This is a genomic window from Algibacter sp. (genome assembly GCF_029245835.1).
Classification (GTDB): Bacteria; Bacteroidota; Bacteroidia; order Flavobacteriales; family Flavobacteriaceae; genus Algibacter_B.
This window is the reverse complement of sequence record NZ_JAQWOO010000035.1, coordinates 1-14,611: the sequence shown is the minus strand read 5'-3', so window position 1 is coordinate 14,611 and position 14,611 is coordinate 1. Positions and strand designations below refer to the sequence as shown.

Genomic DNA, 14,611 nt, shown 5'->3' with positions numbered 1-14,611 from the left:
TTGTAAAATTATTGTCTAACCAAAAAAAGGATTATGAAGGTAAACACACAATCAGTTAATTTTAATGCAGACCAAAAGTTAATAGATTTCGTTCAGCAACGCATGGATAAATTAGATATGTATTATGATAAAGTCATTAAATCTGATGTTTTTTTAAAAGTTGAAAATACGAGTAATAAAGAAAATAAAATATTTGAAGCAAAAGTAAGTGTACCCGGAGATACTCTAATAGTAAAAAAGCAATGCAAATCCTTTGAAGAAGGTGTAGATATGGCAGTTGCATCGCTTCAAAGACAACTTAAAAAGAGAAAAGAAAAATTAAGTGCACATTTATAGTAAAATTTCTCAAAAAATGTTTTGAATAAAGTAAAAAATCTATACATTTGCAGTCCGTTAGAAATAGCGGGCTTTTTTTATGTGGTTTTTTTGTAAAATAAACTCAGAAAAAGCCGATGTAGCTCAGCTGGCTAGAGCAGCTGATTTGTAATCAGCAGGTCGTGGGTTCGAGTCCCTCCATCGGCTCTTTAAATTCTTGCGAAAGCAGGAATCTCAAAACACAAAAAAATAGTTGTTTTGAGGACGTTCTTGAAAAAAATGAAATAAAGTTAATTGGGGAGATACTCAAGCGGCCAACGAGGGCAGACTGTAAATCTGCTGACTACGTCTTCGCAGGTTCGAATCCTGCTCTCCCCACAACTTTTTTTTTGATTTTTTTGTTGAAATATTGTAAACCAGATAAGTTTTAACTTATCAAAAATTGCGAGAGTAGCTCAGTTGGTAGAGCGTCAGCCTTCCAAGCTGAATGTCGCCAGTTCGAACCTGGTCTCTCGCTCAATAAATTCCTGCGAAGGCAGGAATCTCTTCTTTCATGTTAAAACAGTTTAAAAAATTGTGTTTGAGAGAATAGGAAATAAAAACTTTACGCCGGTGTAGCTCAGGGGTAGAGCGTTTCCTTGGTAAGGAAGAGGTCACGAGTTCAATTCTCGTCATTGGCTCTATTAAGAGTAAAAGAAAGAATACACAAAGTATTATTATATAACTAAGATTAAAATTATTTAAAAACATGGCAAAGGCAACTTTCGATCGTTCAAAACCACACTTAAACATTGGTACAATTGGACACGTAGATCACGGTAAAACAACTTTAACTGCTGCTATTACTAAAGTATTAGCTGATGCAGGTTTCTCAGAAGCAAGATCATTTGATCAAATTGATAACGCTCCAGAGGAAAAAGAAAGAGGTATCACAATTAATACGTCACACGTAGAATATCAAACAGAAAATCGTCACTACGCACACGTTGACTGTCCAGGTCACGCCGATTATGTTAAGAATATGGTTACTGGTGCTGCGCAAATGGATGGTGCAATATTAGTAGTAGCTGCGACTGATGGTCCTATGCCACAAACTCGTGAGCATATCTTATTAGGACGTCAGGTAGGTATTCCTCGTATCGTTGTATTCATGAATAAAGTGGATATGGTTGATGATGAAGAGTTACTTGAATTAGTAGATATGGAAATCAGAGATTTATTATCTTTCTATGAGTATGATGGAGATAATGGACCTGTAGTTTCTGGTTCTGCTTTAGGTGCACTTAATGGTGAGCAAAAATGGGTGGATACAGTATTGGAGTTAATGAAAGCTTGTGATGAGTGGATTGAAGAGCCAGTACGTGATATGGACAAGCCTTTCTTAATGCCTATTGAAGATGTATTCTCTATTACTGGTCGTGGTACTGTTGCAACTGGTCGTATTGAAACTGGTGTAGCAAATACTGGAGATCCTGTAGAAATTATTGGTATGGGGGCTGAAAAGTTAACATCTACTATTACAGGTATTGAAATGTTCCGTCAAATATTAGATAGAGGTGAGGCTGGTGATAATGCTGGTATCTTATTAAGGGGTATTGAGAAATCTCAAATCTCAAGAGGTATGGTTATTACAAAGCCAGGTTCTGTAACACCACACGCTAAATTTAAAGCTGAGGTTTATATCCTTAAAAAAGAAGAAGGTGGACGTCATACTCCATTCCATAACAACTACCGTCCTCAGTTTTATGTTCGTACTACTGACGTAACTGGAAACATTGCGCTTCCTGATGGAGTTGAAATGGTTATGCCTGGAGATAACTTAACTATTACTGTTGAATTAATTCAGAAAATTGCAATGAACGTAGGTTTACGTTTCGCAATTCGTGAAGGTGGTAGAACAGTTGGTGCTGGTCAGGTAACTGAGATATTAGACTAATACAGTTTAAATAAATATTATAAGCTAAGGTATTCCGTTTTTTTCGGAATACCTTGACTTGTATTTACGGGCGTAGCTCAGTTGGTAGAGCACTGGTCTCCAAAACCAGGTGTCGGGAGTTCGAGTCTCTCCGCCCGTGCAATATGAAATTGAGTACCATTTCAATTTAGATAAAAAAGAAAATAATATCATGGCTGGAATTGTAAATTATATAAAAGAATCATTCGGAGAACTAAAGAATAATGTGACATGGCCTACGTGGGCAGAAGCGCAAAGTTTAACAGTTTTAGTAGCTGTATTCTCTATTATATTTTCCCTAGCTATTTGGGGTGTAGATACAGTTTTTAGTAAAGTTATAGAAGCTTACTTTCAATGGATTAACGGTTAAAAACAAAATTTATGTCTGAAGTAAGTGAAAAAAAATGGTATGTTGTTCGTGCTGTAAGTGGTCAAGAAAGCAAAATTAAAACCTACATAGAAAATGAAATTGCTCGTCTAGGTTTACAAGATTATGTTGATCAAGTATTGGTTCCAACAGAGCGCGTAGTACAAATCCGAAACGGAAAAAAAATTCACAAAGAAAAAGTGTTTTTCCCTGGATATATTATGGTTCAAGCTAATTTAACTGGAGAGGTTCCTCATATCATAAGATCGGTTACTAATGTTATCGGTTTTTTAGGGGAAACAAAAGGCGGAGACCCCGTACCATTAAGACAATCTGAAGTAAACAGAATGTTAGGTAAGGTTGATGAATTAGCAGTAGAAGAAAGTGCAAATGTTGCCATTCCTTTTACTAAAGGTGAAACCGTTAAAGTTATTGATGGACCTTTCAATGGATTTGATGGTACTATCGAAAAGATAAACGAAGAAAAGCGTAAACTTGAAGTTATGGTTAAAATTTTCGGAAGAAAAACACCATTAGAATTAAGTTATATGCAGGTTGAAAAAGTATAAGAGTGTTACATTAGATAGATGAGTCTCTCGCTTCCAAATGAGAGATAACATCAAAAATTAAATTATTAAAAATGGCAAAAGAATTAGGTAAAGTAGTTAAGTTACAAGTTCGGGGAGGTGCTGCGAATCCATCGCCACCGGTTGGACCCGCTTTAGGAGCTGCAGGTGTTAACATCATGGAGTTCTGTAAGCAATTCAATGCCAGAACCCAAGATAAGGCAGGTAAAGTATTACCTGTTGTTATATCTGTTTACAAAGACAAATCATTTGACTTTGTAATTAAAACTCCACCGGCAGCAGTTCAATTATTAGAATCTGCAAAAGTGAAGAAAGGGTCTGGAGAGCCAAACCGAAAAAAAGTAGCTAAAGTATCTTGGGATCAGGTTAAAACCATCGCAGAAGACAAAATGGTAGATTTAAATGCATTTACTATAGAGTCTGCTATGAAAATGGTTGCTGGAACAGCAAGATCGATGGGAATAACTGTAACAGGAAAATTTCCTTCTTAATCTATTAAAGACATTATAAAATGGCAAGATTAACAAAAAAGCAAAAAGAGGCTTTAGCAAAAATTGAAAAAGGTAAAGTTTATTCTGTTGATGAAGCATCAGCTCTAATAAAAGAAATTACCAATACTAAGTTCGACTCATCAATTGATTTAGCAGTACGTTTAGGAGTCGATCCTCGTAAAGCAAATCAAATGGTAAGAGGTGTGGTTTCTTTACCGCACGGTACTGGTAAAGACATGAAAGTATTAGCATTAGTAACACCAGATAAAGAAGCAGAAGCTAAAGAAGCTGGGGCAGACTACGTTGGTTTAGATGAATACCTTGATAAAATTAAAGGTGGTTGGACAGATGTTGACGTTATCGTTACTATGCCAAGTGTTATGGGTAAGTTAGGTCCTTTAGGACGTGTATTAGGTCCTCGTGGATTAATGCCTAACCCAAAAACAGGTACAGTAACTATGGATGTTGCAAAAGCAGTAAGCGAAGTGAAAGCTGGTAAAATTGACTTCAAAGTTGATAAAACAGGTATTGTACACGCTGCTATTGGAAAAGCATCATTTAGTGCTGATAAAATTGCGGGTAACGCAAATGAATTATTAACAACATTAATGAAACTAAAACCGACAACGGCTAAGGGAGTTTATGTAAAAAGCATTTTTATGTCTTCTACAATGAGCCCTAGTTTAGCTATTGATCCTAAAATTGGTTAATTAAGTTAAAACTTTAAATTATGACAAGAGAAGAAAAATCACAAGTAATTGAGGACTTAACTGCAGAATTAGCTAACAATTCAAATATCTATTTAACAGATATTTCAGGATTAAACGCAGGAATTACCTCAAATTTGCGTCGTGCTGCTTTTAAAGCAAACGTGCAAATGGCAGTTGTTAAAAATACATTACTTGAAAAAGCAATGGAAGCTTCAGATAGAGATTTTGGAGACCTTGCATCTGTTTTAAAAGGAAATACATCGGTGATGTATTCTGAAACAGGTAATGCACCAGCTAAGTTAATTAAGACGTTCCGTAAAAAATCAGATAAACCTTTATTAAAAGGTGCCTTTATTGAGGAAACCGTTTACATTGGAGACGAACAATTAGACATGTTAGTAGATATCAAGTCTAAAGAAGAGTTATTAGGAGAGATTATAGGATTATTACAATCGCCTGCTAAAAACGTTGTTTCTGCACTTAAATCAAGTGGTGGAAAACTAGCTGGAATTATCAAAACACTATCTGAAAAAGAAGGATAGTATTAAATAGTACGCACTTTATTACAAATATATTATTACAAAATTATTAAAACGATAGAAAAATGGCAGATTTAAAAGATTTCGCAGAACAATTAGTTAACCTTACTGTAAAAGAAGTAAATGAGTTAGCAACTATATTAAAAGATGAGTATGGTATCGAGCCTGCTGCTGCTGCTGCAGTTGCTGTTGCTGGTCCTGCTGGAGGAGGAGAAGCTGAAGAAGCTCAAACTGAATTTGATGTTATTTTAAAAGCAGCAGGTGGTTCTAAACTAGCTGTTGTAAAATTAGTTAAAGAATTAACTGGTTTAGGTTTAAAGGAAGCTAAAGGTTTAGTTGATGATGCACCAAGTGCTATCAAAGAAGCAGTAACTAAAGATGAAGCTGAAGCTTTAAAAGCATCTTTAGAAGAAGCTGGTGCAGAGGTAGAGCTTAAGTAAGCTTATTTTCTCAACAATACAAAGGTTTAGGTCTATCCCGTTTATAGCGGGATAACACCTAGACCATTTTGCGTATATAATGATATAGCAGAATAAATTGCTGAATAGTGAGAAAATGAAACTATTTTTAAGCTATTTATCTAGTGTTTAAAACCACTATAACTATTTTTTAATCAAAATTCCGTCCATTGATGTTATCAACACAAGCTGAAAGATTAAATTTCTCGTCTATTGTAAATAAGACAGAATACCCAGATTTTTTGGATATTCAGATTAAATCCTTTCAGGATTTTTTCCAATTAGAAACAAAATCTGAAGAAAGAGGTGATGAAGGTCTTTATAATACCTTCATGGAAAACTTTCCAATTACAGATTCACGTAATCAATTCGTTTTAGAGTTTTTAGATTACTTTGTAGATCCACCAAGATATGCTATTGAAGAGTGTATTGAAAGAGGACTTACATACAGCGTTCCGCTTAAAGCAAGGTTAAAGTTATATTGTACAGACCCTGAACATGAGGATTTCGAGACCATTGTTCAAGATGTGTATTTAGGAACTATACCTTACATGACACCTTCTGGTACATTTTGTATCAATGGTGCAGAACGTGTGGTTGTTTCACAGTTACACCGTTCACCGGGAGTTTTCTTTGGTCAATCTTTCCATGCCAATGGAACAAAATTATATTCAGCAAGAGTTATACCATTCAAAGGGTCTTGGATTGAGTTTGCAACAGACATCAATCAAGTGATGTATGCATACATTGATAGAAAGAAAAAATTACCAGTTACTACGCTTTTCCGTGCTATCGGTTTTGAGCGTGATAAAGATATCTTAGAGATTTTTGACCTTGCAGAAGAAGTTAAAGTTTCTAAATCTGGATTAAAGAAATATGTAGGAAGAAAATTAGCTGCACGTGTATTAAATACATGGCATGAGGATTTTGTTGATGAAGATACAGGAGAAGTAGTATCTATTGAGCGTAATGAAATTGTGCTTGATCGTGATACTGTTATAGATAAAGAGAATATTGAAGAAATTCTTGAAGCTGATGTAAAAACTATTCTTTTACATAAAGAAAGTACAGAACAAGGCGATTACGCTATTATTCATAATACACTTCAAAAAGATCCAACAAACTCTGAAAAAGAAGCTGTTGAGCATATCTATAGACAATTGCGTAATGCTGAGCCACCAGATGAGGAAACAGCACGCGGTATTATAGATAAATTATTCTTTAGTGACCAACGTTACTCTTTAGGAGAAGTAGGTCGTTATAGAATGAATAAAAAATTACAATTAGATATCGGAATGGATAAGCTAGTGCTTACCAAAGAAGATATCATTACGATTATAAAATATTTAATTGAGCTTATCAATTCTAAAGCAGAGATTGATGATATTGATCACTTATCTAACCGTCGTGTACGTACAGTTGGTGAGCAATTATCGTCTCAATTTGGTGTTGGTTTAGCACGTATGGCCCGAACTATTCGTGAGCGTATGAACGTTCGTGATAATGAGGTATTTACTCCTATAGATTTAATTAATGCAAAGACGTTATCGTCTGTAATTAATTCTTTCTTTGGAACGAATCAGTTGTCACAGTTTATGGATCAAACCAATCCTTTAGCGGAAATTACGCATAAACGTCGTTTGTCAGCGCTTGGACCTGGAGGTTTATCCAGAGAAAGAGCAGGTTTCGAGGTTCGTGATGTACACTATACACATTACGGACGTTTATGCCCAATTGAAACACCAGAGGGACCAAACATTGGTTTAATATCATCACTTTCAGTTTTTGCTAAAGTGAACTCTATGGGATTCATCGAAACACCATATAGAAAAGTAACAGAGGGTGTTGTAGATATTAAAAATGAGCCAACATATTTAAGTGCAGAAGAGGAAGAAGATAAATTAATTGCTCAAGCAACTGTTGAAGTTGATGATAGCGGTAAAATTTTACATGATAAGGTAATTGCAAGAATGGAAGGTGACTTCCCTGTAATTGATCCTAGTGATTTGCATTATACAGATGTTGCACCAAACCAAATCTCATCTATTTCTGCGTCGTTAATTCCGTTCCTAGAACATGATGATGCGAATAGAGCCTTAATGGGATCTAACATGATGCGTCAAGCAGTACCATTATTAAGAGTAGATGCACCAATTGTAGGTACAGGTTTAGAGCGTCAAGTAGCCTCAGATTCTAGAGTATTAATTAATGCTGAAGGAATCGGAGAAGTACTTTATGTTGATGCCAATGAAATCAAAATAAGATACGATCGTACTGAAGATGAAGCTAAAGTAAGTTTTGATTCTGATGTTAAAACATATCAATTAGTAAAATTCAGAAAAACAAACCAAGGGACTTCTATCAACCTTAAACCCATTGTAGTTAAAGGAGATAAAGTTTCTAAAGGTCAGGTTTTATGTGAAGGGTATGCCACCCAGAAAGGAGAGCTTGCTTTAGGTAGAAATATGAAAGTAGCCTTTATGCCTTGGAAAGGGTATAACTTTGAGGATGCGATTGTAATTTCTGAAAAAGTGGTTCGTGAAGACATATTCACTTCTATTCATATAGATGAGTATTCTTTAGACGTAAGAGATACTAAATTGGGTAATGAGGAATTAACAAATGACATTCCAAATGTTTCAGAAGAGGCTACTAAAGACTTAGATGAATACGGAATGATTCGCGTTGGTGCCGAAGTTAAACCTGGTGATATCTTAATTGGAAAGATTACACCAAAAGGGGAATCTGACCCAACACCTGAAGAGAAACTATTGCGTGCCATTTTTGGTGATAAAGCTGGAGATGTTAAAGATGCTTCTTTAAAAGCTTCGCCTTCATTACATGGGGTTGTTATTGAAAAGAAATTATTCGCAAGAGCAGTAAAAGATAAGCGTAAAAGAGCTCAAGATAAAGATGATATTCTAGCTTTAGAAGCGCAATACGACAGAAAGTTTGATGAGTTAAAAGATGTTTTAGTTGAAAAACTATTTGCTATTGTAAATGGTAAAACTGCTCAAGGTATTTTTAATGATTTAGGTGAAGAAGTATTACCAAAAGGTAAAAAGTTCACACTTAAAATGTTAAACGCTGTTGATGACTATGCGCATTTAGTATCAGGAAAATGGACAACAGATGATCATACTAATAAATTAGTAGCAGATTTAGTTCATAACTATAAGATTAAAGAAAACGACTTACAAGGTGCTTTACGTCGTGAGAAGTTTACAATCTCTGTAGGTGATGAATTACCAGCAGGTATCATCAAATTAGCTAAAGTTTATATCGCGAAGAAACGTAAACTTAAAGTTGGTGATAAAATGGCAGGACGTCATGGTAATAAAGGTATTGTTGCTCGTATCGTTCGTCAAGAAGATATGCCATTCTTAGAAGATGGAACACCTGTTGATATTGTATTAAATCCACTTGGTGTACCGTCTCGTATGAATATCGGTCAGATTTATGAAACTGTTCTTGGTTGGGCTGGTCAAAAATTAGATCGTAAGTATGCAACACCAATTTTTGATGGTGCTACTATAGATCAGATTAACGAATTTACAGATGAAGCTGGAATTCCAAGATATGGCCATACATATTTATACGATGGTGGAACAGGAGCTCGTTTCGATCAACCTGCAACTGTTGGTGTGATTTACATGCTGAAACTAGGACACATGGTGGATGATAAAATGCACGCACGTTCTATTGGACCTTACTCATTAATTACGCAACAACCTTTAGGTGGTAAAGCACAATTTGGTGGTCAGCGTTTTGGTGAGATGGAAGTTTGGGCACTTGAGGCTTATGGAGCATCAAGCACCTTACGTGAGATCTTAACTGTAAAATCTGATGATGTTATTGGTAGAGCCAAAACTTACGAAGCAATCGTAAAAGGTGAACCAATGCCAGATCCAGGATTACCAGAATCATTCAACGTACTTATGCACGAATTGAAAGGTTTAGGTTTAGACATCAGATTAGAGGAGTAGTTAATTAATTAAATTCATTTCAACCATTTATTATGGCAAGAAAACAAGATAAAAATACAGTTAAGAGATTTAATAAAATCTCAATTGGTTTGGCATCGCCAGAGTCTATTTTAGCAGAGTCTAGAGGTGAAGTTTTAAAACCAGAAACTATCAATTATCGAACTCACAAACCTGAACGTGATGGTTTGTTCTGTGAGCGTATTTTTGGTCCTGTTAAGGATTACGAGTGTGCTTGTGGTAAATATAAAAGAATACGTTATAAGGGTATTGTATGTGACCGTTGTGGTGTAGAAGTAACAGAAAAGAAAGTACGTCGTGATCGCGTAGGACATATCAATTTAGTGGTTCCTGTAGCTCATATTTGGTACTTCCGTTCTTTACCAAACAAAATAGGTTATTTATTAGGGTTACCATCTAAGAAATTAGATATGATAATTTACTACGAGCGTTATGTAGTAATTCAACCAGGTAATGCTAAAAATGAAGAAGGAGAACCATTGCAAAAAATGGATTTCCTAACCGAAGAAGAATACCTAAACGTTTTAGAAACACTTCCTCAAGATAACCAGTATTTAGACGATACAGACCCTAACAAGTTTTTAGCTAAAATGGGTGCTGAATGTTTAATAGACTTGTTATCAAGAATTGATTTAGAAGCTTTGTCATACGAATTACGTCATAAGGCAAATACTGAAACATCTAAACAACGTAAAACAGAAGCTTTAAAACGTTTACAAGTTGTAGAGTCTTTAAAAGAGTCTAATTTAAATAGAGAGAACCGTCCAGAATGGATGATTTTAAAAGTAGTACCAATTATTCCACCAGAATTAAGACCTTTAGTGCCTTTAGATGGTGGACGTTTTGCAACTTCAGATTTAAATGATTTATACCGTCGTGTAATTATACGTAACAATCGTCTTAAAAGACTTGTAGAGATTAAAGCTCCAGAAGTTATTTTACGTAACGAAAAACGTATGTTACAAGAATCGGTAGATTCGTTACTAGATAACACACGTAAGTCTTCTGCAGTAAAAACAGATTCTAACAGACCGTTAAAATCATTATCAGATTCACTTAAAGGTAAGCAAGGACGTTTCCGTCAAAACTTATTGGGTAAGCGTGTTGATTATTCTGCGCGTTCTGTAATTGTTGTTGGTCCAGAATTAAGATTATTTGAATGTGGATTGCCTAAAAATATGGCAGCTGAATTATATAAGCCTTTCGTAATTAGAAAACTAATTGAAAGAGGTATTGTAAAAACAGTTAAATCTGCAAAGAAAATTATAGATAAAAGAGAGCCTGTAGTTTGGGATATTTTGGAAAATGTTCTTAAAGGACATCCAGTATTACTTAACCGTGCGCCTACATTACACCGTTTGGGTATCCAAGCTTTTCAACCCAAATTAATTGAAGGAAAAGCGATTCAATTACACCCATTAGCATGTGCTGCATTTAATGCCGATTTTGATGGTGACCAGATGGCGGTTCACTTACCACTAGGGCCAGAAGCTATTTTGGAGTGTCAATTATTAATGTTGGCATCACATAATATCTTAAATCCAGCGAATGGATCACCAGTAACGGTACCTTCTCAGGATATGGTACTTGGTCTGTATTATATGACTAAGTTGCGTAAGTCTACAGCAGAAGTCAAAGTTAAGGGTGAAGGCTTAACATTCTATTCTCCAGAAGAAGTTGAAATTGCTTTTAATGAAGGAATGGTTGAATTAAATGCAGGTATTAAGGTTAGAACTATCGACATTAATGAAGATGGTAAACTTGATAGAATGATTGTTGAAACAACTGTTGGTAGAGTGTTATTTAACCAACATGTACCTCAAGCAGCTGGATATATCAACCAAGTTTTAACTAAAAAGTCTTTAAGAGATATTATTGGTGATATTCTTAAAGCAACATCTGTTCCTGAATGTGCTGATTTCTTAGATAGTATTAGAACTTTAGGATTTAAATTTGCATTCCAAGGCGGATTATCATTCAGTTTAGGTGATATTATTATCCCACCAGAAAAGCAAAGCATGATTGATAAGGCTAACACTTTAGTAGACGGTATTACTGGAAACTATAATATGGGGCTTATTACTAACAATGAACGTTATAATCAAGTTATTGATATTTGGACCTCTACTAATGCAGAATTAACAGAGTTGTCAATGAAACGTATTCGTGAAGACCAACAAGGATTTAACTCGGTATTTATGATGCTTGATTCTGGAGCTCGTGGATCTAAAGAGCAGATACGTCAGCTTACTGGTATGCGTGGATTAATGGCGAAACCTAAAAAATCTAACGCAGGTGGTGGAGAGATTATTGAAAACCCAATTCTTTCTAACTTTAAAGAAGGTCTTTCAATTTTAGAATACTTTATATCTACTCACGGTGCACGTAAAGGTCTTGCAGATACGGCTCTTAAAACTGCCGATGCTGGGTATTTAACACGTCGTTTAGTTGATGTGTCTCAGGATGTTATCATTAATACTGAAGATTGTGGTACATTAAGAGGTGTTGAAGTTGAAGCACTTAAGAAAAATGATGAAGTTGTTGAGAAATTAGAAGAAAGAATCGTTGGTCGTGTATCATTAAATGATGTTCATGATCCATTAACGGATGATTTATTAGTTTCTGCTGGTGAATTAATTGAAGATGATATTGCAAAGGCTATTGAAGCATCTCCTATTGATAGTTTAGAAGTACGTTCTGCCTTAACTTGTGAAGCTTTACAAGGTATTTGTTCTAAATGTTACGGTCGTAACTTAGCTACAGGTAAAATGGTACAACGTGGTGAAGCTGTTGGAGTAGTTGCTGCACAATCAATTGGTGAACCTGGAACACAATTAACACTTCGTACATTCCACGTGGGTGGTATTGCAGGTAATATTTCAGAGGATAACAAATTAGCTGTGAAGTTTGATGGTATCGCTGAAATCGAAGATTTAAAAACGGTTAAAGGTGCAGATAGTGAAGGAAATGCGATTGATATTGTAATTTCTAGAACGTCTGAACTTAAACTTACGGATAAGAAAACAGGTATTGTATTAAGTACTAATAATATTCCTTATGGTTCTACCATTAATGTTAAAAATGGTGATAAATTAACTAAAGGTGATGTTGTTTGTACTTGGGATCCATATAACGGTGTAATTATTTCAGAATTTGCTGGTAAAGTGACCTATGAAAACATCGAACAAGGTGTTACTTATCAAGTTGAAATTGATGAGCAAACAGGTTTCCAAGAAAAAGTGATTTCTGAATCTAGAAATAAGAAACTGATTCCAACACTTCATATTGAAGATGGAAAAGGAGAAACTATACGTTCTTACAACTTACCTGTTGGAGCCCATTTAATGATTGATGATGGAGATAAAATTGAAGTTGGTAAAATTTTAGTTAAGATTCCTCGTAAATCTGCTAAAGCAGGTGATATTACTGGTGGTCTTCCTCGTGTAACAGAATTATTTGAAGCACGTAACCCTTCTAACCCAGCAGTAGTAAGTGCTATTGATGGTGTGGTGTCTTTCGGTAAAATCAAAAGAGGTAACCGTGAGATTATAGTAGAATCTAAGTTAGGAGATGTTAAAAAATACCTAGTGAAGTTATCTAATCAAATTCTTGTACAAGAAAATGATTATGTTAAAGCTGGTATGCCTTTATCTGATGGTTCTATAACGCCTAATGATATCTTGAATATTAAAGGCCCTTCAGCGGTTCAACAATATTTAGTAAATGAAGTACAAGAAGTATATCGTTTGCAAGGAGTGAAGATTAATGATAAACACTTCGAGGTTGTTGTTAGACAGATGATGCGTAAAGTTAGAATTATTGACTCTGGTGATACTATTTTCCTAGAAGATCAATTAGCTCATAAAGCAGATTTTATAAAAGAAAATGATGAAATTTTCGGAATGAAAGTAATTGAAGACGCTGGAGATTCAGAAAATCTTAAGCCGGGACAAATTATTTCACCTCGTGAGTTAAGAGATGAGAATTCTATTTTGCGTAGAGAAGATAAAGCGTTGGTAACTGCAAGGGATGCAAATCCAGCAACAGCTACACCAATACTTCAGGGTATTACAAGAGCTTCACTTCAGACGAAATCGTTTATATCTGCAGCATCTTTCCAAGAAACAACTAAAGTACTTAACGAAGCAGCAGTTGCTGGTAAAGTTGATACTTTAGAAGGATTAAAGGAGAATGTTATTGTTGGACATAGAATTCCAGCAGGTACAGGTATGAGAAGTTATACTGATATTATTGTTGGCTCTAAAGAAGAGTTTGACGAAATGATGCAAGTAAAACAAGAATTAAATTATAATTAAATGAGACTCAAGTTTTAATAGCTGAAAGGGTAGTAAAACTTGTTAGTCGAATTTATCCCAACGCAGGTTGGGATCTGTTTAAATAATAATAAAAAGTCCTGCTAATTATATAGTAAGGACTTTTTATTTTAAAAATGATTAATAATGAGACTTCCACTTTCGTGGAAGTGAAAAATATAATTTCCAATGGCTGAAGAAAAAGACAACCAAAAACAAGGACAGATTAATATAGAGCTTGATGAGAAAGTAGCAGAAGGAACGTATTCCAACCTAGCTATTATAAATCATTCAGTTTCTGAGTTTGTAGTTGATTTTGTAAACATTATGCCCGGGGTTCCCAAGAATAAGGTTAAATCTAGAATTATATTAACGCCGCAACATGCTAAGCGCTTATTAAAAGCCTTAGGGGAAAACATTACTAGGTTTGAAAACGCTCATGGTGAAATTAAAGACTACGAGCAACCACCAATACCATTGAACTTTGGACCAACAGGGCAGGCCTAATAAATGAATTTAAATTCTTTTAGTACCACTTATATTGTGGTGCTCGAGATGTTTTTTTACGAGCAACCACCAATACCATTGAACTTTGGACCAACAGGACAGGCCTAATAAATGAATTTAAATTCTTTTAGTACCACTTATTTTGTGGTGCTCGAAATGTTTTTTTACGAGCAACCACCAATACCATTGAACTTTGGACCAACAGGGCAGGCCTAATAAATGAATTTAAAACCTGAGTTCGATTATTAAAACAGGCAAACTTGATTGGAATTTATAGTTTGAAATTTAATAGACGGTTTTTTAGGCAAGAAGCTATATGCGATAAGCCCTGAAATCAGGTTGCTAAGAAAGTTCCCAAAGCTTCTG

At 35.1% G+C, this 14,611-nt stretch carries 11 protein-coding genes and 5 tRNA genes; all 16 read left to right on the top strand.

Going from position 1 to position 14,611, the window contains the following annotated elements; all coding sequences use genetic code 11:
* Positions 1 to 33 precede the first annotated feature (33 nt).
* The 16 genes from raiA (at position 34) to P8K68_RS05930 (ending at position 14,245) form a co-directional block, all read left to right on the top strand.
* Positions 34 to 336 (top strand): ribosome-associated translation inhibitor RaiA, encoded by a 303-nt coding sequence (gene raiA, locus P8K68_RS06005; protein ID WP_300248784.1) that lies wholly within the window; start codon positions 34 to 36, stop codon positions 334 to 336.
* Between the two features lie 112 nt (positions 337 to 448).
* Positions 449 to 522 (top strand) — tRNA-Thr (locus P8K68_RS06000).
* An 89-nt stretch (positions 523 to 611) separates the two neighbouring features.
* A tRNA-Tyr gene (locus P8K68_RS05995) sits at positions 612 to 693 on the top strand.
* Between the two features lie 66 nt (positions 694 to 759).
* Positions 760 to 832, top strand: a tRNA-Gly gene (locus P8K68_RS05990).
* 91 nt (positions 833 to 923) lie between these two features.
* A tRNA-Thr gene (locus P8K68_RS05985) sits at positions 924 to 995 on the top strand.
* 68 nt (positions 996 to 1,063) lie between these two features.
* Complete coding sequence (tuf, locus tag P8K68_RS05980) at positions 1,064 to 2,251, top strand: elongation factor Tu (protein WP_300248783.1); 1,188 nt, start codon at positions 1,064 to 1,066, stop codon at positions 2,249 to 2,251.
* A 66-nt stretch (positions 2,252 to 2,317) separates the two neighbouring features.
* Positions 2,318 to 2,390 (top strand) — tRNA-Trp (locus tag P8K68_RS05975).
* 51 nt (positions 2,391 to 2,441) lie between these two features.
* Positions 2,442 to 2,639: a preprotein translocase subunit SecE gene (gene secE / locus P8K68_RS05970; RefSeq protein ID WP_300248782.1), complete on the top strand. Its 198-nt coding sequence runs from the start codon at positions 2,442 to 2,444 to the stop codon at positions 2,637 to 2,639.
* Positions 2,640 to 2,650: 11 nt separating this feature from the next.
* The gene (nusG, locus tag P8K68_RS05965; protein ID WP_300248781.1) at positions 2,651 to 3,205 is read left to right on the top strand and encodes a transcription termination/antitermination protein NusG; all 555 of its coding nucleotides are present in this window, start codon (positions 2,651 to 2,653) and stop codon (positions 3,203 to 3,205) included.
* A 71-nt stretch (positions 3,206 to 3,276) separates the two neighbouring features.
* The gene (rplK, locus tag P8K68_RS05960; RefSeq protein ID WP_189360534.1) at positions 3,277 to 3,714 is read left to right on the top strand and encodes a 50S ribosomal protein L11; all 438 of its coding nucleotides are present in this window, start codon (positions 3,277 to 3,279) and stop codon (positions 3,712 to 3,714) included.
* A gap of 20 nt (positions 3,715 to 3,734) precedes the next feature.
* Positions 3,735 to 4,424, top strand: a complete 690-nt coding sequence (gene rplA, locus P8K68_RS05955) for a 50S ribosomal protein L1 (protein WP_300248780.1) — start codon at positions 3,735 to 3,737, stop codon at positions 4,422 to 4,424.
* 20 nt (positions 4,425 to 4,444) lie between these two features.
* Positions 4,445 to 4,966 (top strand): 50S ribosomal protein L10, encoded by a 522-nt coding sequence (gene rplJ, locus P8K68_RS05950; RefSeq protein ID WP_300248779.1) that lies wholly within the window; start codon positions 4,445 to 4,447, stop codon positions 4,964 to 4,966.
* Positions 4,967 to 5,028: 62 nt separating this feature from the next.
* On the top strand, positions 5,029 to 5,403 hold the full coding sequence (rplL, locus tag P8K68_RS05945; RefSeq protein WP_300248778.1) for a 50S ribosomal protein L7/L12: 375 nt from the start codon (positions 5,029 to 5,031) through the stop codon (positions 5,401 to 5,403).
* A gap of 191 nt (positions 5,404 to 5,594) precedes the next feature.
* Positions 5,595 to 9,407: a DNA-directed RNA polymerase subunit beta gene (rpoB, locus tag P8K68_RS05940; RefSeq protein WP_300248777.1), complete on the top strand. Its 3,813-nt coding sequence runs from the start codon at positions 5,595 to 5,597 to the stop codon at positions 9,405 to 9,407.
* Between the two features lie 32 nt (positions 9,408 to 9,439).
* The gene (gene rpoC / locus P8K68_RS05935; RefSeq protein ID WP_300248776.1) at positions 9,440 to 13,741 is read left to right on the top strand and encodes a DNA-directed RNA polymerase subunit beta'; all 4,302 of its coding nucleotides are present in this window, start codon (positions 9,440 to 9,442) and stop codon (positions 13,739 to 13,741) included.
* A 186-nt stretch (positions 13,742 to 13,927) separates the two neighbouring features.
* Entirely contained in the window at positions 13,928 to 14,245 is a 318-nt protein-coding gene (locus P8K68_RS05930; RefSeq protein WP_300248775.1) for a DUF3467 domain-containing protein, read from the top strand.
* The last annotated feature ends 366 nt before the right edge of the window (positions 14,246 to 14,611 follow it).